The 24,443-nt window shown below is 37.7% G+C and carries 20 protein-coding genes; 4 read left to right on the forward strand and 16 right to left on the reverse strand.

What is annotated here, in order from left to right; genetic code table 11:
- Positions 1-9 precede the first annotated feature (9 nt).
- Genes menD through menB form a run of 4 tightly spaced genes read right to left on the reverse strand, consistent with a single transcriptional unit; the run spans position 10 to position 5,372 of the window.
- Positions 10-1,716 carry a 2-succinyl-5-enolpyruvyl-6-hydroxy-3-cyclohexene-1-carboxylic-acid synthase gene (gene menD, locus CBF30_RS09435; protein ID WP_126825797.1) on the reverse strand — a complete coding sequence of 569 codons (1,707 nt, stop codon included), beginning with the start codon at positions 1,714-1,716 and terminating at the stop codon, positions 10-12.
- On the reverse strand, positions 1,710-3,041 hold the full coding sequence (locus tag CBF30_RS09440; protein ID WP_170169003.1) for an isochorismate synthase: 1,332 nt from the start codon (positions 3,039-3,041) through the stop codon (positions 1,710-1,712). Before CBF30_RS09440 ends, menD begins: the two co-directional genes overlap by 7 nt.
- A 51-nt stretch (positions 3,042-3,092) precedes the next feature.
- Positions 3,093-4,544 (reverse strand): o-succinylbenzoate--CoA ligase, encoded by a 1,452-nt coding sequence (gene menE / locus CBF30_RS09445; RefSeq protein WP_126825804.1) that lies wholly within the window; start codon positions 4,542-4,544, stop codon positions 3,093-3,095.
- Between the two features lie 12 nt (positions 4,545-4,556).
- Entirely contained in the window at positions 4,557-5,372 is an 816-nt protein-coding gene (gene menB, locus CBF30_RS09450) for a 1,4-dihydroxy-2-naphthoyl-CoA synthase (protein ID WP_126825809.1), read from the reverse strand.
- A gap of 138 nt (positions 5,373-5,510) precedes the next feature.
- On the opposite strand from menB, the gene CBF30_RS09455 reads away from it, so the two are divergent.
- Both CBF30_RS09455 and CBF30_RS09460 read left to right on the forward strand, forming a co-directional pair.
- Positions 5,511-5,879 carry a PaaI family thioesterase gene (locus CBF30_RS09455; RefSeq protein ID WP_126825813.1) on the forward strand — a complete coding sequence of 123 codons (369 nt, stop codon included), beginning with the start codon at positions 5,511-5,513 and terminating at the stop codon, positions 5,877-5,879.
- A 71-nt stretch (positions 5,880-5,950) separates the two neighbouring features.
- Positions 5,951-6,325: a DoxX family protein gene (locus tag CBF30_RS09460; protein WP_126825816.1), complete on the forward strand. Its 375-nt coding sequence runs from the start codon at positions 5,951-5,953 to the stop codon at positions 6,323-6,325.
- 88 nt (positions 6,326-6,413) lie between these two features.
- Here CBF30_RS09460 and CBF30_RS09465 read toward each other — a convergent pair whose 3' ends face one another.
- From CBF30_RS09465 to CBF30_RS09515, 11 genes are all read right to left on the reverse strand, one after another.
- Positions 6,414-7,262, reverse strand: a complete 849-nt coding sequence (locus tag CBF30_RS09465; protein WP_245975062.1) for a YitT family protein — start codon at positions 7,260-7,262, stop codon at positions 6,414-6,416.
- Positions 7,263-7,275: 13 nt separating this feature from the next.
- A complete protein-coding gene (locus CBF30_RS09470; protein WP_126825823.1) occupies positions 7,276-8,433 on the reverse strand; it encodes an MFS transporter in 1,158 nt (385 codons plus the stop codon).
- Positions 8,434-8,731: 298 nt separating this feature from the next.
- On the reverse strand, positions 8,732-9,577 hold the full coding sequence (locus CBF30_RS09475) for an aldo/keto reductase (protein WP_126825826.1): 846 nt from the start codon (positions 9,575-9,577) through the stop codon (positions 8,732-8,734).
- A gap of 83 nt (positions 9,578-9,660) precedes the next feature.
- Positions 9,661-10,680: a DNA polymerase III subunit delta gene (gene holA, locus CBF30_RS09480; protein WP_126825829.1), complete on the reverse strand. Its 1,020-nt coding sequence runs from the start codon at positions 10,678-10,680 to the stop codon at positions 9,661-9,663.
- A gap of 8 nt (positions 10,681-10,688) precedes the next feature.
- Complete coding sequence (locus tag CBF30_RS09485) at positions 10,689-13,058, reverse strand: DNA internalization-related competence protein ComEC/Rec2 (protein ID WP_126825833.1); 2,370 nt, start codon at positions 13,056-13,058, stop codon at positions 10,689-10,691.
- A complete protein-coding gene (locus CBF30_RS09490; protein ID WP_126825836.1) occupies positions 13,036-13,524 on the reverse strand; it encodes a ComE operon protein 2 in 489 nt (162 codons plus the stop codon). The genes CBF30_RS09485 and CBF30_RS09490 overlap by 23 nt, the downstream gene beginning before the upstream one ends.
- A gap of 53 nt (positions 13,525-13,577) precedes the next feature.
- The gene (locus tag CBF30_RS09495; protein ID WP_126825839.1) at positions 13,578-14,234 is read right to left on the reverse strand and encodes a helix-hairpin-helix domain-containing protein; all 657 of its coding nucleotides are present in this window, start codon (positions 14,232-14,234) and stop codon (positions 13,578-13,580) included.
- Positions 14,235-14,296: 62 nt separating this feature from the next.
- Complete coding sequence (locus CBF30_RS09500; RefSeq protein WP_126825842.1) at positions 14,297-14,668, reverse strand: YccF domain-containing protein; 372 nt, start codon at positions 14,666-14,668, stop codon at positions 14,297-14,299.
- 214 nt (positions 14,669-14,882) lie between these two features.
- Positions 14,883-16,652 (reverse strand): ABC transporter ATP-binding protein, encoded by a 1,770-nt coding sequence (locus CBF30_RS09505; RefSeq protein WP_126825845.1) that lies wholly within the window; start codon positions 16,650-16,652, stop codon positions 14,883-14,885.
- The gene (locus CBF30_RS09510; protein WP_126825849.1) at positions 16,649-18,367 is read right to left on the reverse strand and encodes an ABC transporter ATP-binding protein; all 1,719 of its coding nucleotides are present in this window, start codon (positions 18,365-18,367) and stop codon (positions 16,649-16,651) included. Before CBF30_RS09510 ends, CBF30_RS09505 begins: the two co-directional genes overlap by 4 nt.
- Before the next feature lie 197 nt (positions 18,368-18,564).
- The gene (locus CBF30_RS09515; protein WP_126825852.1) at positions 18,565-20,526 is read right to left on the reverse strand and encodes a sucrose-specific PTS transporter subunit IIBC; all 1,962 of its coding nucleotides are present in this window, start codon (positions 20,524-20,526) and stop codon (positions 18,565-18,567) included.
- A gap of 201 nt (positions 20,527-20,727) precedes the next feature.
- On the opposite strand from CBF30_RS09515, the gene CBF30_RS09520 reads away from it, so the two are divergent.
- Complete coding sequence (locus tag CBF30_RS09520; RefSeq protein ID WP_126825855.1) at positions 20,728-22,233, forward strand: sucrose-6-phosphate hydrolase; 1,506 nt, start codon at positions 20,728-20,730, stop codon at positions 22,231-22,233.
- 13 nt (positions 22,234-22,246) lie between these two features.
- On the forward strand, positions 22,247-23,227 hold the full coding sequence (locus CBF30_RS09525) for a LacI family DNA-binding transcriptional regulator (protein ID WP_126825858.1): 981 nt from the start codon (positions 22,247-22,249) through the stop codon (positions 23,225-23,227).
- Positions 23,228-23,349: 122 nt separating this feature from the next.
- Here CBF30_RS09525 and CBF30_RS09530 read toward each other — a convergent pair whose 3' ends face one another.
- Positions 23,350-24,237 carry a MurR/RpiR family transcriptional regulator gene (locus CBF30_RS09530; RefSeq protein ID WP_126825861.1) on the reverse strand — a complete coding sequence of 296 codons (888 nt, stop codon included), beginning with the start codon at positions 24,235-24,237 and terminating at the stop codon, positions 23,350-23,352.
- Between the last annotated feature and the right edge of the window lie 206 nt (positions 24,238-24,443).

The following is a 24,443-nucleotide window of genomic DNA, read 5'->3' on the forward strand; positions in this document are numbered from 1 at the left end:
TTTTCTCTCCTATATTTCTGAAGCAATTTTTTTACAAAGATTTTCATAGTCTAAGCTATTTTCAGCTCGAGATGTTTTAAGCTCTAGTATCCGTAATTGAGACACGTTTTTTTCTTCCAACAAACATTTGTGCAACTCATCTAAGGTCCTAACCTCTTGATACTGCGCTTCATAGAGCTTGGCTACATAGGTAAAATCTAAGTCTTGCGGCGTTCCAAAGAGTGCTTCAAAGTCCACTGGGTTCAACTGACTTTGAGGTAAAAAAGAGAAAATTCCGCCCCCTTGATTATTAATAATGATGATGGTAAGAGGAATGTCATAGCTTTTAGCAAGTAATAAAGCATTCATGTCGTGACAAAAAGCTAAATCCCCAATTAATAATACATTTTCATGACCTTGATGGATTTGAGCCATCCCGAGTGCTGTTGAAATAATCCCGTCAATCCCGTTAACACCACGATTGGCCAAAAGCGTGTAGCTGTTTTTAGCTTGTCCGCTAAAGCGGTCGACATACCGGATTGCCATACTATTTGAAACAAACAACTGAGCATCTTCTGAAAGTGAGTCTAACACCAATTTCGTACAAGCTGCTTCTGTAAAATCACAAAGATAGTGGTCTGCTTCGCAAATTTCTTGCACGCGCTTTTCTAAAGAATTCCATCGTTTCAACCACTGACGATCACTTTGCTTGACTTCGCTTGCCAGCATCATTTTAATAAACGTCTCACTTTCTGCCTGAATCACATAATTAGCGTGTAGCGTGGGCTCTTTCCATTCCATCTCACAATCAATGACATACATCGGAACAACCAGCTGCCCCAACCATTGATTAAAACTTTTAGAAATAATTGGATTGCCTACTTTCACAATCACTTCCGGCATCCACTGTTCATCTAAGCAGCCCATATATAAATCATAGTAGCTAAGAATCGTATCACTTTTCATGCCGCAGTTTCTTACATTTGACAATGGATCTGCAAATAATGGCCAGCTTAGCTCGTTTGCTAAAGCAACATATTGTTTTGCTGTCGAACGATTTTGACTACCTGAAACAATCAAAATTCCTTTTTTCCCTTGCCAATTATTCTTTATTTGCGTAATTTGCTCCTGTGTTAGGACAGCTTTTCCACAAAATGCTTGATGAAAATCTGGGACGTTTTTAGTCTCCTGCACACTTGGAAGAAGTGGTTCACGAAAAGGCATGTTCAAATGAACAGGCCCTAATGGTCGCTGTTGCGCTATTTGGACCGCTTTAATTGCTTGAAAATGTGCGTATTCTTTCACAGCTTGCGTGGAGTCAGCAAGTGGCATTGAAACAGAATATTTTACTTGTTGTCCGTATAATGACTGTTGATTCATCGTTTGCGGAGCGCCTATTTGTTGCAATTCCAAAGGACGATCGGTTGTCACAATGACTAGTGGTGTATTCGATTCTTTTGCCTCACAAATGGCGGGATAGTAATTGGCTGCTGCCGTGCCGGAAGTACAGACCAAAATAACTGGCTCTTCGCTCGCTTTGCTCATTCCTAATGCAAAAAAAGCAGCAGACCGTTCATCAATGTGGACGAACGTTTCAATTTGCGGACATTGGTGCAATAACAAAGCAATGGGGGTTGAACGCGATCCTGGACTAATCACTGCCCGTTTAATCTTTTGTTGCACGAACCCGCCTAGAAAGTAATCCAAATATGCACGTAAGTTTTGGTCTTCTAACATTCTATCTCTCCTCCAATTGCCCGAAGCATTGGTCTAAATTTTATTTTTGTTTCTTCTTGTTCAAGCTTTGGAATGGAGTCCTCGACAATCCCGCATCCAGCATAAAGCAACGCTTGATTTTCTCTAATAATAGCAGAGCGAATTGCCACAACAAATTCTCCACTATCACTTTGAGGCTGGATCCAGCCAATCGGTGCACCGTACATGCCCCTTCCAGCTGATTCTTTTTTGCTAATCCATTCAAGGGCTGACCCTTGAGGAACCCCTCCAAGGGCAGGAGTCGGATGTAAGGCAAAAACTGCCTCCAAAAAAGAAGCATTCTCTGTTCTTGTACCCGAAAATGGGACAAATAGATGCTGAATATCTTGATTTTTAAGAAGAATTGCTGGTCTTTTAGGCAATGCCTCTTGGGTGTAGTGTCCTAGTATTTGTTCGATATAGCGCACAACATACTGATGTTCTTGTTGATTTTTTTGGTCCTCTAAGAGTTGCTGTCCCAAACGGAAGTCCTCAGATTCATTCTTTCCTCTTGCAATAGACCCTGCTACACAAGCAGTCGCAAATGTATTCTCTGTTGCACAAAGCAAGCGTTCCGGTGTCGCCCCAACAAACTTATGTCCATCTTTTTCTAAAGCAAAAATATAGGTATTTTTTTGTTCTCTTAGCAACTGTTTCACTGTTTCATTTAGGGATATTGGTTGACTCTTACGAATAGCTAATTCTCTTGCCAGCACCACTTTATTGAGCACTGGACTCGTTTTTATTTCTTGGACCGTCTGAGCGACCAATTTTAACCACTCAGAGACCCTCAGTTCTTTTTGCTCCAACATATGTGATTTGCTTGATTCAACAGGCTCTTGTTGCAACCGATAGAATAATTGGTGAACCTCTTGCCATTTTTCGTTTAAATTTTCATAATCATGGCACTGAAAATTATACGCGACAAAATACTGATCTTGAATCTTTTTAATTAAAATTTTCGGAATAAAGAAATAGCCAGAAGCTAACTCTCCCCAAATTTTTTTGGCCTTTTTTTTCTTGTCAAACGGGAGTCCTCCCAAAAAAAAGTAGCCATTTTGTTCTTTGGGATAATTACACCAAACATCTTTCGTTATTTTTTGCATCTCTTCTCTTAATAACTGTTCGTCTTGAGTTGGTGTGAGGATCTCTACTAAAGGTTCAATCCCTACTAGCGTCAATGCTTTATCGGGTGTTTCCCAGAAAAAACGCGTTTGATTATACTTTTGTTCACCTTGGTAAAAAAAATCGACAATACTTTCTATTTTGTCTAAAGGTTCAATCCAACTAAATTTACGTTTTCCCATTCGATAAGCTTGTTTAATTTCAAGGGGTAGCTCCATTTTTTTAGATGTCGCCTACCTTTCTTTTTTTAATAATCTTTTGGCAATTTTCCCACTAGCAGTTCGAGGCATTTTTTCGATTTGATAGTATTTTTTTGGTACTTTAAAACTAGCTAACTTATCTGAGATGAAGTGCACTAGTTTCTCTGTTTCAATTTGTTTTTTCGCGCGATAATATACTACTGGAACCGCGCCCCACTTCGAATCTTTTTCACCAATTACAGCAGCTTCTTCGATGTCAGGGTAGCTCATCACACAGTTTTCAACTTCTGCTGGATAAATATTTTCACCACCAGAAATAATTAGTTCACTGAGACGTGCTTTTACGTAAAGAAACCCCTCTGTATCTAGATAACCTATATCACCTGTTTGAAACCACCCATCCTCCATGTGACTCTTACAAGCATTGTTTTGATTGTTAAGTAGATACTCCTCAATAATAGAGGAACTTTTGACCACGATTTCGCCCACCTCAAAAGCTTTTGCTTCTCGATTTCCCACTCGAATTTGAAGTTGGACTCCTGGTAGTGGCTTGCCTGATGAACCAATTTTTTCTTTTGCATCTTGAAAACTTAGCGCAACAATTTGTGAACAAGTTTCACTCATACCATAAGACTGAATAACGGCTATATTTTTTTCTTGGCATTCTGTGAGTAGTTCCAAGGAAGCAGGACTTCCACCTAATAAAACTGTACGAAAGTTAGATGCGTAGCCTACGCTAGGATATATCCTTAAAAGCTCCTGTAACATAACATTAACCAAAGAAATCAGCGTCACGTTCCCTTGCTGTAGGTCTTGGGAGATAGTTTCTGGAGCAAACTTGGCATAAAGTCGGATGCTACAGCCACTAAGCAGCTGCCTCATTAAAATCGATAGGCCACTCACATGAAATAAAGGGACACAGCAAGCCCAACAATCAAAAGGGGTGACCTTCATGCTCATAATAGTTGCTTTCGCATTTGATAAATGATGACAAAAGCGTTGTACCACTCCCTTTGGTCTACCTGTAGTACCCGAGGTAAACATAATCGAGGCAGTATGATTGGGGGAAAAATCACCCTTTTTGTGCAATTCACTATGGTTTTGCTCGGTGCTATTTGGCAGAGCTATAGGAATGATTTCGACTGGAAATTCTTTCAGTTTACTACATTCATCCATTTCTGCTAAAAGAAAATGGACATCTGCTGTTTCTATTTGGTACAAAATTTCTTCTTTACTAAGATGACGGTTCAAAAAAACCAGCTCTTTGTCTAACTCCCAGAGTGCCAGTATAATAAAATACAACTTTTCAGAGTTACGACTGAATAAGGCCACACGCGTTTGTTTTGCCCCGATTTTTTGTTGTAAAAAGTTCACCCATGCATCTACTTCTTGACGTACTTCTCTAAAATTCCAACACTTCTCCTCGTAGTATAACGCAGGGCGATTGGGATATTTTTTAACTACTTCTCCTAATAGACCAGACATACTCTCCTCCATTTACGGAAACTTTGGAAATTGATCAAAATCAGGTTGGCGTTTTTCTTTAAACGCATCACGTCCTTCTTTTGCTTCTTCCATCGTATAATAAAGTAAGGTTGCATCTCCAGCTAATTGCTGAATCCCAGCCAAGCCATCTGTATCGGCATTCATTGAAGCTTTGATCATTCGCAAGGCGATCGGACTTTTCGTCAACAACTCTGCAGCCCATTCCATCGTTACCTTTTCTACTTGATCTAGTGGTACCACTGTATTAATCCAACCCATGTCTAAGGCCTCTTCAGCAGTATATTGCTTACACAAGAACCATACTTCTTTTGCTTTTTTATGTCCCACTACTCGTGCCAAATAGCCTGATCCATAGCCACCATCAAAACTTCCCACATTTGGTCCAGTTTGCCCAAAACGTGCATTATCAGCTGCAACCGTTAAATCACAGACAAGTTGTAAGACATTCCCGCCACCAATTGACCACCCTTTTACCATCGCAATTACAGGTTTGGGAATCACTCGAATTAACCGTTGTAAATCAAGAACATTTAGTCTAGGTACGTTATCTTCCCCGACATACCCTCCATTCCCACGAACTTTTTGATCGCCACCAGAACAAAAGGCTTGATCACCAGCACCTGTTAGAATAATCACTCCGATATCCGTTTTATCACGAGAAATCGTAAACGCATCTAATAATTCGAAGACTGTTTTAGGTGTAAAAGCATTATGTACATGTGGTCGATTAATCGTAATTTTCGCTACTTTCCCTTGTTGTTCAAACAAAATTTCTTCATATTCCTTAATGATTGTCCAAGTTTTCATGTGTAAATCCTCCTCATTTGTTTCGCTTCTCCATTATACACAAGTTTGATTAAATTCGGCTAAAACTTGCTTAAGATTCCCAATTAGAAAAAAAATGCTATACTGAACTTATCTGTTTACTTAAAGGAGTTGAAACTGATGGACTTACTTGAAAATTGGGGCATTACTGTGCTTTCAAAGAGCGCAACAGAAGTCATACTTTCCATGCCCATTACAGCTATTCACAAGCAACCATTCGGACTAGTTCATGGTGGTGTAAATGCAACACTGATTGAAACAGCCTGTAGTATCGGAGCAAACGAAAATTTAGATACGAAAAAAGAGATAGCAGTAGGTGTAGACATTCAGACAAGTCATTTGAAAAGCAGTCACACTGGAACTCTCCTGACCCATGCAACTGCTGATCATATTGGAAAAACGACTCAAGTATGGCAAGCTTCTATCACAAATGATCAAAAAAAAGTGGTAAGTGTTGGCAGATGTACCCTCCTCGTTAAAAAACAATAAAGGCAACTATTTTGACACAGCTTACAAAAAAAGTTATGCTTTATGCATACTAAAAGTAAGTGAGGTGTTCTATGAATAAAAAACAATTAGCTGTTTTGTTATTACGTATATTATTAGGCTTGACAATGGCTTTGCATGGCCTACAAAAAGTGCTAGGGATTGCTGGAACGGTTACATTCTTTGACAGTCTCGGACTACCTGCATTTCTGCCTTATTTTGTAGCCACAATTGAGCTAGTAGGTGGGATTTTCATGATGATTGGACTGTTAGTGCCACTCGTTTCTCTAGGATTTGTTGCTGTTCTAGTGGGAGCTATCTTGACCTTGAAAATAGGCAGTAATTTTGTTGGAGGATACGAATTGGAGCTACTTCTAATTATAATGAGCGTAAGTGTTGCACTTTTACATACCAAGACAAAAAGATTATTTTTTAAACCTAATGTTTAGCTATTTTACATAAAAAAAGTGTGCTACAAAAGTAATTATCCCTTTTGTAGCGCACTTTTTTTGTTATATCTGACCCACTACTTACTAATTAATGAGATTTTTCTTTGGTTAAGCTAAATCCTAGTCCCATCACTTCACTGGCACTCATCACCACGACAAACGCCTGTGGATCCATTTGAAGGACAGTTTCTTTTAGCTTAGGAAATCTTTTTTCCGAAATGACACACATCAGCATCTCTTGTGCTTGATTTTCAAAACCACCAAGAACGGGTACCGTGGTCACCCCATTATCTAACTGCTGAATAATAACAGGTTTTAGCGCAGCATACTGTTTTGAAATAATAAATACATTCTTCGAACGATTAAATCCTAATTGAACCAAATCAATCATTCGACTAATAATAAATAAAGAAATGAGTGAAAACATCACTGTATCTGCTGAAAAAGCAACAAATGCACCCGCAATTACCAATCCATCGACGATTCCAACCGCCACTCCCAAAGGGATTTTAGCATATTTAGCCACAATTTGAGATAAAATAGCCGTTCCACCAGTAGAAGCTTTTCCTCTAAAAACAACGCCTAATCCAAAACCCGTTACCAGTCCGCCAAATAAAGCCGCAAGTAAAGGAACCTTGGTTGCTACTGGGAACCCCGCAGTTAGATAAACAAAAAACGGCAAGGTAAAGGCTCCAAAAATAGTCTTTGCCGTATATCCTTTTCCTAAAAACAAATAGCTAATCAAAAGCAATGGAATATTCGTTAAAAATAAAAACGTAGAGGGGCTTGTTCCTGTCAAATAATTGATAATAATACTCACCCCGTTCATTCCACCAGAGACAATATGATTTGGTAAAAAAAACATATTAATCCCAATTGAAATAAAAAAAGAACCGACAAGCACCAACAACATATCTTCGATTATTTTCTTCTGCATGTGAGTTTCCATCCTAACTTTCATTTTTGTTTAATTCTTCTTTTTTCCAAAATAGTGTACAACCAAAAGTAATGGTCAACACGAACACTACAAATAGATAGGGATATGCATAATTAATATCTAAAAAGACCCCAGCTAAAAAAGGACCGACAATATTCCCTACACTTGTTAAAGACGAATTCATTCCATTTAATAATCCTTGGTTCTCTCCTGCTCCTTTGGATAAATAGGTCGTAATAGCCGGTCGAACTAAATCAAACGCCAGAAAAACGACAAATGTTGCCAGCATGACCAATAGTTTGGTGTGTGTGAACAACATCGTTCCTACAAAGATAGCACTTGCTAAGAAGCAAAGACGAATCAGTCCAATTTCTCCAATGGTTCGAATCAAAAAGTCAAATAAAAATAGTTGGAAGACTAACGCAAGTAAGCCGCTAATCACGACTACAAGAGAAATATCTTGCGGGGTAAACTTCATAGTCACGTTCATAAAAATCCCATAAATCCCCTCAAAAGCTGCTAATCCAAATGAAGAAATTAAAATAACTAGAAACGGCAAAAAGTATTTTTTTTGTCGAATAATTTGATAACTCCCTACTTTTTCCTTTTCGTGGTGTACTTTTGGTTCTTCTTTTAAACAAAATACCGCAAATATGCAGCCTATCACACCTAAAAAACCTGCAACAAAAAAGGGCATACGGTCACTAATTCCTGCTAAAAGACCTCCGAGACCTGGTCCGATAATAAAACCACCACTAATTGCTGCCGAAATCCACCCCATCACTTTAGGTCGCTCAGGTAAAGAAGTGACATCAGCTGCAAAGGATGTAATTGAGGGCATAATCATCGCAGCTGCTATCCCACCAACAATCCTAGATAGGTAGAGCATCCAAACATTCATTCCTGTTGCGAATATAAATTCAGAAATGCTATATAAAAGCATACCTAAAATAATGAGATTTTTCCGTCCAGACTTGTCGGATATTCTCCCTACAATTGGAGAAGTTAACAGCTGTGCGACAGAAAAAAAAGACACCAGCATGCCCATCGTTGTACCAGACAACCCCATTTCTGTTTTGATTACTGGCATTACAGGTACCACTAGACCAATTCCTACAAAAACCAGAAATAAATTGGCAATTAAGGTTGCCAATACTTTTTTATTTTGCATTTCTTAAGCTCCTTATAAATAAGTTAATCTCACAAGGGCTATAGTATCACATCTCCACTAAAAAAAGAATAGCTGAACTCGTACCTATGCTTGGAACAGAACAAACACGAACTATTTTGGATCAATCCGAAAAGAAAAGGTGAACTGAACGTAATGCTTACGCTCAGTTCACCTCTAAATAGTGACACCATTAAGAGTTGCTAAAACTTATGTGAAGTCATCAAAATTTACGATATATCAATTGTAAATTTTATTGTATAATCTACAAATGCAGACTTTCGTTTCAACCTTAAATCTTTTAAAATTCTTCATATTCTGCTGGATCTTGATTGGCCAACCGACCATTTTCCTTCGTCAACTGGTTAATCACTTCTCGTTCTTCTTGAGTTAAACTAAAGTCAAAAATTTGACGATTTTCAACTTGACGGCTAGAAGAAGAGGATTTTGGAATTGGGATAGCTCCTAATTCCACATGCCATCTTAAAATTATTTGTGGAATTGATTTGTGATACTTTTGAGCAATCCTTTTCAACGCATCATTTTCCAACAAGGCAGTAAGCTTACGCCCTAAAGGACTCCATGATTGTGTCACAATTTCTTTGCTTTGATTATAATTGCGCTGTACCTCTTGGTTAAAGAAAGGGTGTAGTTCAATTTGATTAATACTAGGTACCACACCTGTTTCCTTTATTAGGGTCGCAATATGTTCTGGTAAAAAATTACATACCCCAATAGAGCGAATCAAGCCCCATTTCTGCGCATCAATCAATGCCCGCCAAGCTTCTACATAGTTTCCTTGTTTCGGATTTGGCCAATGGATTAGATACAAATCATAATAGTCAACACCTGTTCGGTAAAGTGATTCTTGGATGGTTGCGATTGCTTCATCGTACTTTTGATGTCTACCTGGTAACTTAGAAGTAATGAAAAGCTCCTCACGCGCGACATGGGTCCTTCTTAACGCTTCTCCAAGCGTCCCTTCATTTTCATAGTTAAATGCAGAGTCAAGCAGCCTGTAGCCATTATTGATGGCACTCAAAATACTGTTTACCCCAGTAGCGCCCTTTAACTTATACGTACCAAATCCTAATGCAGGAATTTCAACTCCATCATTTAACATAATAGTTGGAATAAGCTCTGTCATCTTTTCTCACAACCTTTCTTTGTTTAAATCTTATCATCTTTGAATAAACAGGTCGAATCTTCCGCCTCTTTGATTAAAAATCGTTAGCTTTTTTCTTTTAATAGAAATAATTCAAAAAGCAATTCTTTATCCATTTTTCCTGTCTTCATTTTGTATTCATTTTCAACCAATTCATCAAGCGTTGTCCCTAAAGCATCTAAGCTGAATTGTTTGCACTGTTGCATTGCTAGTTTTACACGGTATGGATGAATTTTTAAGACATCCGCAATATTTTTTTGTTGATAGCCTAGTCCTCCAAGCATTTTCACTTGTACAAGTAAACGAAACTGACTAACCAAAACCGCATTCAATTTGATTGTTTCTTCCCCTTGAAGCAGTAAATCTTGGTACAAAGAAAGAGCAGATTCTGTTTGACCTTTCAATACATACGTAACCATATCAAAAATATTGTGTTCCAACGATTTAGGAACAAGACCGCGGACATCTTCTTTGGTAATCTTTTTAGAGTCTGCTGTATAGAGAAAAAGCTTCGCCATCTCGCCCATCACTTTCGTTAGTTCCATATCCGTCAACCGTAAAAGTTGTTCAAAAGCTTCCGTAGTGATTGTGTAGCCTTCACTTTGAATGTATTGTTGACAATAACTCTTTAGTTCTGCCTCTTTCATTGCATGGACATCCACCACTTGGGTTTCTTTTTTTAATTGTTTCACAACTTTTTTACGTTCGTCTAGCTTTTCATAGAGAGCAAAAATAACCAAAATAGTCGTTGGTGAAGGATGCGCTAAATACTGTAGCAACTCCTCTACTTGATGGTCCATCTCGATTGCTTTTTTTTCTGCCGTCAAAAAATAGGGTCGCTCAATAAATACAATGCGATAATCCCCAAAAAATGGGACAGAAGAGGCTTCTTCCACTGCGATAGACAACGGCGTTTCTTCCATGTCAAAAGTGGATAAATTAAACTCATCGCCCGCCCCATTTAGCACTTGTTGTAAAAGTTCTTTTTTAAACGTATCAGCTAGATATCGTTCATTCCCCGTAATCAAATACACGGGTGCCAGCTTATTTTTTCTGATTTCGGCAAGTACTTGTTGTATATTCATAAAAGTGCTCACTCATCCTTCTTCACTGATTTTACTGGAGAAAGTTCTTGTCCCCAAAAGTTCCACTCATAGTATAGCATACCTGAGACATCTGTTCGGTAAATGGTTGGCGTATATTTTTGGATTCGGCTCACAATCTCTTTGTGAGGATGTCCAAAACGATTATTTTTCCCACAAGAAATAATCGCAGTTTTGGCTCCCAACTGTTTTAAGAATGCTTCTGAACTAGAGGTACGACTCCCATGATGTCCCACTTTTAAACAATCAATTTGTAGCTTTGGATAGTTTTTTATCAGCTCTTGTTCCCCCGGCTCTTCTAGATCCCCAACAAGTAAGAATGCCGTTTTTTTAATTTTTAGGTAACTCACTAGTGAATCATTATTTTCTCCATTTCCACTAGCTTTTGGATGCAACACATACAACAAAAGATTCCTTAATTCTATTCTCTCACCAGCTAATACTTCTTTTTGTCTGACTTTCCCTTTAATTAATTTTTTGGTCACCACATCAAAGCTTTTTTTATTTGTCGTTCCCTTAGGATAGACTAGTTCCTTAATTTTCACTTGGCTACTCATTTCCTCTAAGTCCCCCATATGATCTAAATCTGCATGTGTAATCAGGACTTTGTCTAGTGTGGAAACACCCATACTTTTTAAAAAAGGGAACAGTGTATACGAAGCATTACTTCGCTGCTTTTTTCTATCCTGCCATTTTTCCCTAATAAAAGGTAACTTTCCTCCTGTATCTACCAAATAGTTTCCTTGAAAAAATGGTAGCTGAATAAATAGTGCATCCCCTTGACCCACATCAATAAAAGCAATCTTCCCATTAGGATTTAAATATTTTCCTCCTAACAAACCAACAAATACAGTAAAAAGATACCCTATTCTTTTCCATCGCCAAGATTCTTTTTTGTGGGCGCTGAGGTAAAAAAGAATCAAAATCAAAAAAAGTAACAACTGAACAGGCGTGATTTGCCCAATAACAAGGTGTTGATTTGGCAGAGTACTTAGGGCTTCCACTGCTTTTTCTATTCCTTGAAACATTTTGTCAATTTTTATCAAAATACCTTTTAAAAAAGCTACATTTATTGAAAAACTAGACAAAAATAACCCTATGGAAATTGGGAACACACTCAATCTAACAATTTGTCCAAATACAAAAACCAAAAATATGCTAAAAAAAGAGTACTCGTAGGTAAAAAAAGCTAAAAACGGAATCATGCAAAAACTAATTTGACTATTCAACTGCCATTTTCTAAATAAGCGAGTTGTTTTTTTCTTCTTCATTTTGCTCAAATAAATTCTAAAAAAAGAAACTGAAAAAGTAACTACCCCAGAAAGTTGGAAAATAAATAGCGGTTTTACTATCAAACAAACAATCAAGGTAAGACTCCAGATATCTAGCGCCGAAAATCCCCACCTAAATCGCCGATTGATTTGTTGTAGTGTTCTTTGAAAACAACTCTTTCCAACACCTACTGCCAAACCTGTCAACAAAAAACAAATCGTTAAAACCAAAATTTCTATCCAAAAAGTCAACTCAAGCGTTAAACCTATTCTTAAAAAAAGATACCGGATTGTGGCAACAAAAAATAAAACATGCATTCCAGACACAAAAAATAAATAGCTAATTCCTAGTTTACGCAAATTGGTTGCTTGAACATAACTATTTTCATCCATCATCCCTAAAATCAGCTGTTTTTGATACATTATAATACTAGGATAAGCTTGAAATGCTGACTCAATGTGACAGGCCATTTGCTTTCGAAATTCTCGTATCTTATCGAATGGATTAGTAAAAAAAGCTACCTTTTGACGATCCATTGCAGTAATCATTTCTACTTCTAAAATTCGGTATACTCCTTTGGTTTTCAAATAGCTGCGATAGTCAAATCCATGGAGATTTCTTTTTTCATCTGGAAAACTTACCGTTCCCTGTAAAAAAATTTTTTGTTTGGTCGCTATTTTTTGCCAGTAATTTTTTTCTTTTTGATTTTTGAGTACGTAATGCGCTTGGACTTTAGCCTGTTTGACTTTCCCTATCCATTGAACATAATCACCATCAATTTGAATCGTATCTGGCAATACCTCACAGATTGTCTCGATCTTGCCTACAGGGAGATTTTTTTCCTCCAACCGAACTTGATAACACCATACTTGAATAAAAATTATAAAAAAACAACCAACAATTAAACAGGTAACACGAAGTACCTGTAAACGGGTTGTATACAACCGAACACAAAAGTAACCTAGAATGCTAGCAGAAAGGACGGAGGGCTCATGTTGAAAAAGCAACAATGTCAACAAAGTAAACGCTAAGAAAATCGAATTTCCTGCTAGAGTCTGAGAGAATTTACGAAAGAAATGCGGACTCATCTTCTCCCAACTCTAGATCTTTAAAATATTTATTTGAAAGTTTCACTTGATCGACTGTTGCGCCTGCAACTTTTATTAAATTTAATGCATAGTCATTATTATGGTAGTCCTTCAAATAATGAATTTTTTTGATTCCTGCTTGTAAAATCATCTTCGTACACTGCAAACAAGGGAAATGCGTGACATAAATCTCTGCACCTTCCGTTGGCACACCAAACTTTGCACATTGTAAGATTGCATTCATCTCTGCATGGATTGTTCGTACACAATGACCGTCCACAACATAGCAACCTTCATCAATACAGTGAACATCTCCGCTCACAGAGCCGTTATAGCCTCCTGCAATAATTCTCTTATCACGGACGATTGTCGCCCCTACCGCCAGTCTGGTACATGTACTACGCAAGGATAGCAGCACACTTTGCACCATAAAATATTGATCCCAAGGAATTCTTTCCTGTGACATCTTATCACCTTCACTTTCTTTTTCTCTCATTGTACTCAACTTTTCCTAAGCTATCAATCAACTGTGATCAATTTTTCTAAACTTTCAAATATTTTTTTTCCTATTCCAGGTACATTCATTAACTCTTCTTTCTTTTGGAAAGAACCATTTTCTTCTCGGTACCTCATAATTTCTTCTGCTTTTTTTTCACCGATTCCTGAAATGTTTTTCAATTCTGCAACATCTGCACGGTTAATGTTTACTTGTTTTTTTTGTGTCGCTTCCGCTTTACTTTCTTGAGTGGGTAGTGTTTCTATCTGGGATAGTTCTTCTCCAATCCTTGGAATATAAAGAACCATTTGATCTGTGACCTTCAATGAAAAATTCACTCTATTCTCATCTGCATCTGCTAAAAACCCACCGGCAAGTCGCACCACATCAATCACACGCATATCCTCTGTAATTTGATACATCCCACACTTTAAAACGGCTCCTTTGACATCTACATAACCTAAGTTTGGCTGGTTCAACTTTTTGTTTTCTTGTTTCTCTCGCGTTTGTTTTTCGCTGCCTGTCATACTCGAAAATGGATTCTCAACAGAACTATCCTCTTTTGTCTGTTGAGCAATAAGCCATATCCCAACTACAAGACAAACGCCCCCCACGGCAACTATACCGACAATCCACCCTTTTACTTTCGCTTTTTCAATCCATCTGCTTATATGCTCCATATTTCCCTCCTCTCAATAGAAAATACGTCGAAAATAAAAAAGCCATCAATTAAGATGACTTTTTAATAACCAGTATAGACAACTCTAGCCCCAAAAGGCATAAGTGCAAGTCTAGCTAACTTAAAGGATTGCTTTCCAAAAGGAATCCCAATGATGGTGATACATAAAATCACGCCACTAAAAAAGTGCCCCAACGCAATCGGTATCCCACTCACAATGAGCCAAATAATATTCACAAGTAAGGAGATACTACTTGTTCCATAAACAACATCCTTTTCAAAAGGCCAAAAACTCAAACCGGCTAACTTAAAGCACTGAAGACCAATTGGAATTCCAACTATTGTCACACACCACAGCATCCCTGCAAGGAGCCAAGAAACCCCTCCTACAAATCCACCAAAAATAAACCAGATGATATTTCCTAAAAGATTCATTATAATGCCCTCTCTTTCGTTTTCTATCAGTATAACAGTTTTTAGTCATTCATAAAAAAGTTGAGCTTAAAAAAAGCATCCATCAAATTACCTATCAAAAAATCAACGCATAGTTTTTCATTTTACCTTAATATTTTTTCCTAGTCCTATAAATATGTTGTTGCCAAAACAGTAGCCTGGAACATCTCAAAAACTGAGTCCCAAGCTACTGCTATTATTCAAAGACAAATTGGTTATGATACAATTCTGCATAAAAGCCTCGCGCTTGAAGGAGTTCGTGATGGCTGCCTTCTTCAATCACTTCCCCATCTTTTAACACAACGATTCGATCTGCTGTCAAAATTGTTTTAAGTCTGTGCGCAATGACAAAGCTTGTTCGACCTTTAATCGCTTCATCCATTGCCTGTTGTATTTTTGCCTCTGTAACCGTATCAACATTACTAGTTGCCTCGTCAAGTATCAGCAATGCAGGACTTGTAATAATCGTACGTGCAATGCTTATCAACTGTTTTTGTCCTGTACTAAAGATATTGTTTTCTTCGGAAATTTTGGTTTCATATCCATCTTCTAATCCGATAATAAAATCGTGAATATTTGCCTGCTTTGCAGCCGCAACGACTTCCTCATCCGTTGCATCTGGTCGCCCAAAAACAATGTTTTCTCGAATGGTTCCAGAAAATAGTACTGACTCTTGAAGTACAATTCCAACATGCTGTCTCACACTATCCAAATCCAAAGTTCGAATATCTTCCCCGTCGAAAAGTACCGCCCCATCACTTACGTCATAAAAACGATTCAGCAAATTCATAATAGTTGTCTTTCCTGAGCCAGTCGGACCAACCAGTGCGACCATCTCACCTTTTGCTACTTTGATGGAAACATCTTTTAAGATTGGTGTCTCTTTTGAATAGCCAAAATTCACATGAGATAACTCAACTGATTGCTCAATTCCGCTGATTTTTTTGGCATTTTGAGGTTTAATTTCTTCTGGTTCATCAAACATTTCATTTAGCCTTCTCGCACCCGTTACAGCCAATTGAATCATGTTGTATCCAGAGGAAATCTGCATAATTGGTTGGTAATATTGTTGAGAGTACTGAACGAATGTCACGACTAAACCAAGAGCAACAGATTTTTCTAAATCACCATTTAACGCCATCCAGCCACCAAAGAAAATCACAATTGCAGTATTAACAAGTGACATTCCTTGCATCATCGGAAACAGTAACCCTGAGTAAACCTGACCTTTAAAAGTTGCTTGACGTACGACTTCATTGTGTTCGATAAACCCATCAATCGTTTCTTCTTGTAGTCCATTTGTAATAATCACGCGTTGTCCACTGATTTTTTCATCTATATAGCCATTTAATTTTCCAAGCTCATCCTGTTGCTTGTCTACATATTTACGTGCTTTGCTGATCACAAAAGCTGCAATAATAATCGCAACTGGTGTTGAAGCAATCGTTACCCAAGCAAGCATAACATTTTGCTTAAACATCATAATCAAAATTCCCACAATCATCGCCACGTTTGTCATAAACTGCAATAAGGCTTGGTTGAGACTATTTTGGATATTATCTAAATCACTCGTAAATCGACTAAGAATTTCTCCATCTTGATGTGAATCAAAAAAACGAATCGTCAATTTTTCTAATTTGCTAAACAACCCTAAACGCATCCGGTTAGTTGCTTTACCTACAACTTGAGTGAATAAAATATTGTAAATAAAGTTTCCCGCACTCGCAAGTACATAAAAAATTAATAACAAGCCCAAGACATGTAAAAATTTGCTTTTATCATCTACTCCTTTCATTAGACCAGCGACATAATTTGCTAGCTCTTGAAAGGCTTCTCCCATATATTGCGGTGCCTTTACTTGAAGGTAGGTAGAAAGAAAGATTGTCACAAAAATTAAGAAAAACGAAAATTTATATCGCTTTAAATAGTGATAGAAAAACTTACTTGCTTTAATTAAATCTGTCATACTTCTTCCTCCGTCCCTTTTTGCGTCTCATAAATCTCTTGATAAATCTCATTTTCGCGTAAAAGCTCTTCGTGACTCCCACAACCAACAAGTTTTCCTTTGTCTAACACTAAAATTCTATTTGCTTTAATAATTGACGAAATCTTTTGCGCAATAATAATCGTAGTCGTCCCGGATAATTGGTCATTCAAAGCTTCTCGAACCAAGCGTTCAGAGCGTGCATCTAGTGCACTCGTACTATCATCTAAAATTAAGACGCTAGGGTGTCCAATCACGCCTCGAGAAATAGACAAGCGTTGTTTTTGTCCTCCAGAAAAGTTATTACTTCTTTCTGCAACCGGTGCTTCGTACCCGAGTGGTAGTTTACTGATAAACTCCTGAGCTTGCGCAATCTTGGTTGCCCGTTCCATCTCATGATCTGTTGCATTTCTTTTACCATGGCGGAGATTTTGGGCAATCGTTCCGGAAAATAAGATGGCTTTTTGAAGAACAAAGGAAACCGCTTCTCGTAAGCTCTTTTCATTAACACGCTTAATATCTTTCCCACCAACCTTTACGACTCCTTCAGTAGGATCAAACAGTCTTGGAATCAACTGTGCAAGCGTTGATTTTCCAGCCCCCGTTGCTCCAACAATCCCAATCATTTCTCCTGGTTCAATCTCAAAGGAAAGATCCGTTAGGGTATTTTCTTCGTCCCCCGGATACCGGAAAGAGACATGCTCAAACGATACACTTCCCGCTAATTTTTCAGTAGGAACATCTGGATACATAATATCTGGCTCGGTAGTCATAATTTCATTGAGCCGCTTAATTGAAACTGCAGCTCTTGAAGTCATCATCATTAGCATACCACCGATAATAATAGCCATCATGATTTGGACCAAATAGTTGATAAACGAAGCAACACTTCCAATCACCGCTGGATCGTCTTTTACAAGATTTCCAACAAAAAAAATAGCGCCTACAACTGCCAAGTTCGCAGCCAGCATAAATGCAGGAATCATCACAGAAAAAAGAACACCAACTGTTATATTATGCTCGGTTAATTTGGTACTCACTTTTTCAAAACGAGTCAACTCATTTTTTTCTTGTACAAACGATTTCACCACCCGAATGCCAAGAAGATTTTCTTTTGCAATATTATTTGTTCGATCAATTAACTTTTGAATTATCATAAAATGTTTGCCCATCCGCGTAAAAGAAAGCATCGTAATTAGTAAAATTACAAGGACTAACACTACAATTATCCACCAAAGTTGAGGGAGTGTGTACATCGCTAGGATAAAACTACCAATAAATAAAATGGGGATTCTAAACAAAGACTGCAAGGTAATCATGACCACATTTTGAATTTGGTTGATATCATTTGTCAGACGGACGACTAAATTTCCTGATGAAAATTGTTCAATATTCCCAAATGAAAAAGTTTGAATTTTACGAAAAGCAGCCTCCCGAATATCTGCACTAATCCCTTGTGCCACTTTCGCTGCAAAAATGGTATTGATGACACCTGCTATTAGTCCCATGAGGGCTAATCCAATCAAGTATATGCCAATTTGTCCCATTTTTTTATTATCTTCTTTGATAATCGCCTCAAGCACTTGCTGGAGTAATTTAGGCTGCCACAAGGAGGCACAAACCATTAAAACAACCGCAATCAGTGATATAATGACTTCTTTTTTGTAGTTCTTTATATGCGTTAAAATAATTCCCATCTTTTCCCCACTCTCTTCTTTGTTTTCTTTGGTCATTCAAGCTTTTTTATGATTTTTCATGAAAAAACAGTAACTAATAATGTAGCATTTTTATTTATAAAAAGCAATGATATTTTTTATTTTAAAGAATAAAAAAACCTTTAGAAATAGCAATCTCAGCTATTTCTAAAGGTTTTTCATCTCAAAAATTTTTCTGATTAATTCGTACTTTGAGTTTGGGCCGTTAAAGCTAGGAGTTGCTCTGTTGCTTTAACCTCGCCAGTTGTAATCGTTGCAACATCGCCGTACATTAATGTATTAGTGATAATCACCATCAAAGTAGAATCGTATTTTTCTTCAATTTTTTGAATATCAAAGGTACCCAACAATTCGCCTTTTTTGACTTTTTGTCCTTGTTTCACCATTGTTTCAAAGCCTTCACCTTGCATATTTACAGTATCAATTCCAATATGTAGTAAAATTTCTGCTCCATCATTGGTTTGAATTCCATATGCATGTTTTGAATCATAAAGCACTGTTATTTCTCCATCAGCTGGAGCGTACAACTCGCCTTTAGAAGGTTTAATTGCAGCACCTTTTCCCATGATTTCTGCGGAGAAAACTTGATCATTGACTTGGCTTAAAGCAACCACTTCTCCCGCTGCAGGTGCGAAAATTATTTCGTCTTTCGGACCTGAAACAGTCGTTGTTTCTGGATCTTCATCGACTTCTACTGTTGTTTCGCTCGTCACTACTTCTGAGTCATCTTCCATTTTGTTTTTTCCATAAATGAAAGTAAACAAGAATGCTAACACAAAACTAATAATAATCGCTAGTAAAAATAGTGGAATGGATTTTGCTGCAATTGAGATAAAGCCAATAATACCTGCTGAACCCATAGCCACTGCTAAAATATGGAACAAACCAATTAGAGCACTTGCAATTCCAGATGCAATCATTGCACATACAAATGGGAATTTTAACTTCAAGTTTACCCCAAAGATAGCGGGTTCTGTGATTCCTAGTAAAGAAGAAATCCCTGCTGAAGTCGCTAAGCCTTTTTGTTTTTCATTTTTTGTCAAAAAGAATACTGCAAAACAAGCTCCTGCTTGGGCAATATTCGCAATTGCTGCAATCGGGAATATAAATGATCCACCTGTTTTGGCAACATTGGCAAGTAGGGTCGTTTCAATTGCTGGAAAACTTTGGTGTAACCCTGTTATCACAATTGGAGAATAGAATGTTCCAAGTACGGCTGTTCCAAAGAACCCAGTTGTTTGATACAACCAAACTAAGCCATTCGTTAATCCATCACTAAGGGTACGCATCACAGGTCCCACAATAAGGAACGTCAAAAATCCTGTAATAATAAGAGCTAGCATTGGTGTAAAGGTGAAATCAAATGCTTGTGGAATATGTTTATGGAAAAATTTCTCAAGTGTCGCCAAGATATACGCAACCGCTAATACAGGAAGAACTGACCCTTGATAGCCGGCTTGAGCAACATCTAGTCCAAAAACATGCCAATAATTCATGGTATGATTCGCAACCGCATTGGCAACATCATAACCATTAACAAGCGTTGGCATGACCATTACCATCCCCATTGCTGCACCTAGATAGCCATTCCCACCAAATCGTTTTGTCGCAGAAAAACCAATCAAGATTGGCAAGAAAGCAAATGGTGCAGACGCCATTAAGTTGACCATAGAGGCAATCCCTTTAATCGCTGGGAAGTTTTGAACAATAGATTGTGCCCCAAATAAATGTTGCGCCGTAAGCAAATTGTTTAACGCCATCAACAAACCACCTGCAACAAGAGCTGGTAAAACTGGCACAAAAATGTCTGATAATACTTTAATAAAAGCCATTAATGGATTTACTTTTTTATCCTGATTTGCAACGGCTTTCAAATCTTCTGCCGAAGTCTCTTTTACCCCTGTCATTGAAACGAGCTCGTCGTAAACCTTATTAACATCCCCAGGCCCAACAATAATTTGGAATTGCCCATTTGTTTCAAAAGTTCCTTTAATATCTGGGTGTACGTCTAACGCTTTGTGGTCCACCTTAGATGAGTCTTTCAGAACTAAGCGTAGCCGCGTTGCGCAATGTGCTGCTGCTTGAAGATTATCTTTTCCTAAAGCCTTATTTATATCAGCAGCCACTTGTTTATGATTCATTACTTTTTCCTCCTTTTAAAATCGTTTTCACAGAGACTATCATACAATAAATTATAAATATGTCAAACGTTTGACACTAAAAAAATTAAAAATTAAAAATAATGATTAGAATATGAAAATATTTGTGTTAATCGTTTGACATATTTTAGGCTATAGCGTAATCTATTACTTGAGAAAACACTTTCATGAGAGGAGATTTTTATGTCAGACTTAATCAAAGAATGGACCACTGCATTACGCTATAAAAACTACCAAGAGTGGGATCCTACCTATATCCAAAAACTAATTGAAAACTTAAACCAATCCAAATGGAAGCTATCCTATCATATCCAACCTCAAAGCGGGTTGCTAAATGATCCAAATGGTTTCTCTTATTTCAACAAGCAATGGCATATGTTTTATCAAGCATATCCCATGGGACCGGTCCACGGAGTAAAATCTTGGGCCCATATGATTTCAGACGACTTAATCCACTGGAGCTACGAAGGCTTAGCACTACTCCCTGATACCGAATATGATAGTCACGGCGTGTATTCTGGCTCTGCTTTTCCAGTCGATGATAAGTTGTTTCTAATGTACACTGGAAATGTGCGTGATAAAGACTGGAATAGACATGCGTACCAAAACGGGGCTTGGATGAACAGCGACAATACGATGACAAAAATAGATCAGCCTTTAATTCCAGCGCCTCCTGTAGGCTACACGCAGGATTTCCGTGATCCCCAAGTCTTTGCGTATGATGGGCACTACTATGCCACTATTGGCGCTCAAGATACAGATAACAACGGACAAATTGTGCTCTATTCTTCTCAGAACTTAACCGATTGGTCCTTTTTAGGTCAACTTCAGTATACACCTGAGCAAATGGGCTTTATGGTAGAGTGCCCCAACATTATCTTTGTCAATAATCAGCCTGTCTTGATTTTTTGTCCGCAAGGCTTGGATAAAAAAGTCCTTGATTACAACAATATCTATCCAAATACTTATATTACTGGTTCAGCTTTCAATCCACAAACCGTAACGATTGAAGATGCTTCTGACTTAATTCATTTAGATGAAGGCTTTGATGTGTATGCTACTCAAGCGATTAATGCTCCTGACGGTCGTGCACTTTGTGTCAGCTGGATTGGTCTGCCAGAAATAGCTTATCCAACCGATACAGAAGGCTGGGCTCACTGCCTCAGTCTTGTCAAAGAACTATCGCTTAAAGACGGCCATCTTTATCAGTATCCTGTTAAAGAAACGATAAGCCTAAGAAAAAACGAACGCTCTCTTACAGGAAACTTAAACAGCTCCACCACCTTATTAGCAGAAAATCATTCAAATGCTTATGAGTTAGAATTGACTATTTCCAAAAATGAATCTGGGACTCTTACACTTTTAGCAGATGAGAATCATACCAGCGGGTTGACACTTTCTTTTGATACAAGTACAGGAACAATCACTGTTGATAGAAGCAAAGTAGGTGCAGTCTTTGCAACAGAATACTCCTCTATTAGAACCGCAACTATTCCCAAAAATACGGACTTAAAATTAAACGTTTTTGTCGATCATTCTGTTGTAGAAATCTATATAAATGAAGGCTATCGTGTTTTAACTTCCCGTGTTTTCCCTAATGAAAACCAAACGAATCTTTTCATTTCTGGAGAAAAACAAACTTCTTATACGGGAAAAATTTGGGCACTTGATACTGCAATTCATAACTAAAGGATGAGAAATGATGGTAGTAAAACTAACGGATGTTGCAAAAAAAGCAGGGGTCTCTGCGACAACTGTTTCTCGTGTAATCAATAATTACGGTTATCTTAGTCAAAAAACAATCGATAAAGTACAACAAGCGATTAAAGAGTTAAATTATCAGCCGAATTCCTTGGCACGTTCTTTACAAGGAAAAAACACGCAATTAGTCGGGCTTGTCTTTCCTACTATGCGGGTTCCATTTTTTGCAGAACTAGTTGAATCACTAGAAACAAAGCTGTTTGAAAAAGGTTATAAGGTAATTTTGTGCAATAGCGCCAATAACAAAGAAAAAGAACGCGAGTATTTGCGCATGCTGGGTGCCAATAAAGTAGATGGTATTATTGCTGGATCTCATAATTTAGGCATTGATGAATACGAAAATTTTGAACTCCCCATTGTTTCCTTTGATCGTTTTTTAGCAGTGGGAATCCCAATTGTCAGCGGCGATAATTTCCAAGGTGGCTACCTCGCTGCTCAAACGCTCCTAGAAGATGGCTGTAAAAAAATCGCGATTTTTACAGGTGCTAATAACTCAAACTCTCCCACTAATCAGCGGTTAAATGGCTATTTGCACCGAATGAAAGAAGCTGCTCTCACTCCTTTTACCTTTCGAATTAGCAGTCGTTACTCCGCTAGATTAAAGGGGTTAGATATTCAAAAAGCGCTCCAAACAGAAGAGTTAGATGGAATTTTTTGTACAGATGATTTCACAGCCATTTTAACATTGCAAGAAGCACAAAAATTAGGCATCAAAGTTCCTGAACAGCTAAAAGTAATTGGATATGACGGCACACAATTTGTTAGAGAATCTTTTCCTGCTCTAACAACTGTTGCCCAACCAATTGATGACTGTGCTACTCTACTAATTGAGCTTTTGTGCAAACGAATCAAAAATAAAGAGCAACAGCTTGACGACCTTTATACACTACCTATCCAACTAATTAAAGGAACAACTGCTTAACAAACATCCCAACTAATTTTATCGTTTTCACCAAACAAATGATTCCTAATAAAATATTCGCTGACGCACAAGAATTTTTTATCTTCTTGTGCGTCAGCGCTATTTTTTATCAAAAAGTTGATTTACGGCTTATCAAAATTTTCTCGCATAATTTCCAAACTACTGGTGCGATTATCAGCATGTCTCCCTATCTCAATCAAATGACGTAAGTTTTGTGTATAAAACGCCGCAAATACACAAGAATAAAGTACATCGAAAAGATACGCAATTGAGGTGTTAATCGAGAAGGTACCGATTTTGGAATAGAGTCGCTCTCTTGTTGTTAAATTTAAAACACAATCCGCATTTTCAGATAAAAGATTCGAGCCAATGCTTGTCACTCCAATAATCGGAACGTTTTTTTTCTTAAGGACCTCAAGCGTTCCACGAACAATTTTTGTATCCCCAGTATAGGAAAGAACCACTGCGCATGTTGTTGAATCACTATTAAACGCTTCGTAGATATGTTCAGTATGGATGGTACAAATCGTAACTCTTTGCTTAATTCGGTTCATCTTCAAAACAAAATCTTGAACCATTAAGGCATTTGCACTGCTGGTAAAAATCTTGATTGTCTCGGCACTTAGCAACATTTCTTTTGCTTGTTGCAGTTGATCATGGTGCAACAAAGAGAGTGTATCGGCAATCGTTGTTTGTTCTAGGACAGCGATTTTTTGAGCAATTGCTTGGATGCTATCATTTTGATGAAATGGAAGGTTGGCATTTACTTCTTTGAACTGGGCGTGAAGATACTTATTCTCATCCAAATAAGCATCTCTTAAGCCCACCCAACCAGAAAAGCCAATTTTTTTAGCTAGACGAATCATACTAGATGGATGCGTATACGTTACACGGGCAATCTGCTTCATCGTTGATTTTTCTAGTAGCTCTGGGTGCTGCAACATATACTCAGAAATCATTTTTTCTGCATGTGATAAAGACATTTTTTGCAATTTTTCTGCAATTAACATCTCATCCCCTCCTCTTTATTTTTAGTATAACCTATTTTAAGCAGCAATGAAAACGCTATCTAAAGTTATTTGTAAATCATTTTTACAAATTGAATGGTGAAACACCCACTTTCTTGTAAACATTTAATCTTCTTCAAAGCAACAGATTGTTTTTAGCTAAAAACGAGCTGATAATGAACTTGTAACCAATTCACAATAAGGAGGAA

The sequence above is a fragment of the Vagococcus entomophilus genome (assembly GCF_003987595.1).
In the GTDB taxonomy this organism is placed as follows: Bacteria; Bacillota; Bacilli; order Lactobacillales; family Vagococcaceae; genus Vagococcus_E; species Vagococcus_E entomophilus.

Bases quoted from the DNA above. Each gene is read 5' to 3' on its own strand.
- menE (WP_126825804.1), bottom strand. From the start codon at position 4,544: ATGTCTGGTCTATTAGGAGAAGTAGTTAAAAAATATCCCAATCGCCCT.
- menD (WP_126825797.1), bottom strand. From the start codon at position 1,716: ATGTTAGAAGACCAAAACTTACGTGCATATTTGGATTACTTTCTAGGC.
- CBF30_RS09495 (WP_126825839.1), bottom strand. From the start codon at position 14,234: ATGGAGCATATAAGCAGATGGATTGAAAAAGCGAAAGTAAAAGGGTGG.
- CBF30_RS09490 (WP_126825836.1), bottom strand. From the start codon at position 13,524: ATGTCACAGGAAAGAATTCCTTGGGATCAATATTTTATGGTGCAAAGT.
- CBF30_RS09440 (WP_170169003.1), bottom strand. From the start codon at position 3,041: ATGGGAAAACGTAAATTTAGTTGGATTGAACCTTTAGACAAAATAGAA.
- holA (WP_126825829.1), bottom strand. From the start codon at position 10,680: ATGAATATACAACAAGTACTTGCCGAAATCAGAAAAAATAAGCTGGCA.
- CBF30_RS09500 (WP_126825842.1), bottom strand. From the start codon at position 14,668: ATGAATCTTTTAGGAAATATCATCTGGTTTATTTTTGGTGGATTTGTA.
- CBF30_RS09525 (WP_126825858.1), top strand. From the start codon at position 22,247: ATGGTAGTAAAACTAACGGATGTTGCAAAAAAAGCAGGGGTCTCTGCG.
- CBF30_RS09515 (WP_126825852.1), bottom strand. From the start codon at position 20,526: ATGAATCATAAACAAGTGGCTGCTGATATAAATAAGGCTTTAGGAAAA.
- menB (WP_126825809.1), bottom strand. From the start codon at position 5,372: ATGAAAACTTGGACAATCATTAAGGAATATGAAGAAATTTTGTTTGAA.
- CBF30_RS09510 (WP_126825849.1), bottom strand. From the start codon at position 18,367: ATGGGAATTATTTTAACGCATATAAAGAACTACAAAAAAGAAGTCATT.
- CBF30_RS09530 (WP_126825861.1), bottom strand. From the start codon at position 24,237: ATGTTAATTGCAGAAAAATTGCAAAAAATGTCTTTATCACATGCAGAA.
- CBF30_RS09485 (WP_126825833.1), bottom strand. From the start codon at position 13,058: ATGAGTCCGCATTTCTTTCGTAAATTCTCTCAGACTCTAGCAGGAAAT.
- CBF30_RS09460 (WP_126825816.1), top strand. From the start codon at position 5,951: ATGAATAAAAAACAATTAGCTGTTTTGTTATTACGTATATTATTAGGC.
- CBF30_RS09465 (WP_245975062.1), bottom strand. From the start codon at position 7,262: ATGCAGAAGAAAATAATCGAAGATATGTTGTTGGTGCTTGTCGGTTCT.
- CBF30_RS09475 (WP_126825826.1), bottom strand. From the start codon at position 9,577: ATGACAGAGCTTATTCCAACTATTATGTTAAATGATGGAGTTGAAATT.
- CBF30_RS09505 (WP_126825845.1), bottom strand. From the start codon at position 16,652: ATGACAGATTTAATTAAAGCAAGTAAGTTTTTCTATCACTATTTAAAG.
- CBF30_RS09470 (WP_126825823.1), bottom strand. From the start codon at position 8,433: ATGCAAAATAAAAAAGTATTGGCAACCTTAATTGCCAATTTATTTCTG.
- CBF30_RS09520 (WP_126825855.1), top strand. From the start codon at position 20,728: ATGTCAGACTTAATCAAAGAATGGACCACTGCATTACGCTATAAAAAC.
- CBF30_RS09455 (WP_126825813.1), top strand. From the start codon at position 5,511: ATGGACTTACTTGAAAATTGGGGCATTACTGTGCTTTCAAAGAGCGCA.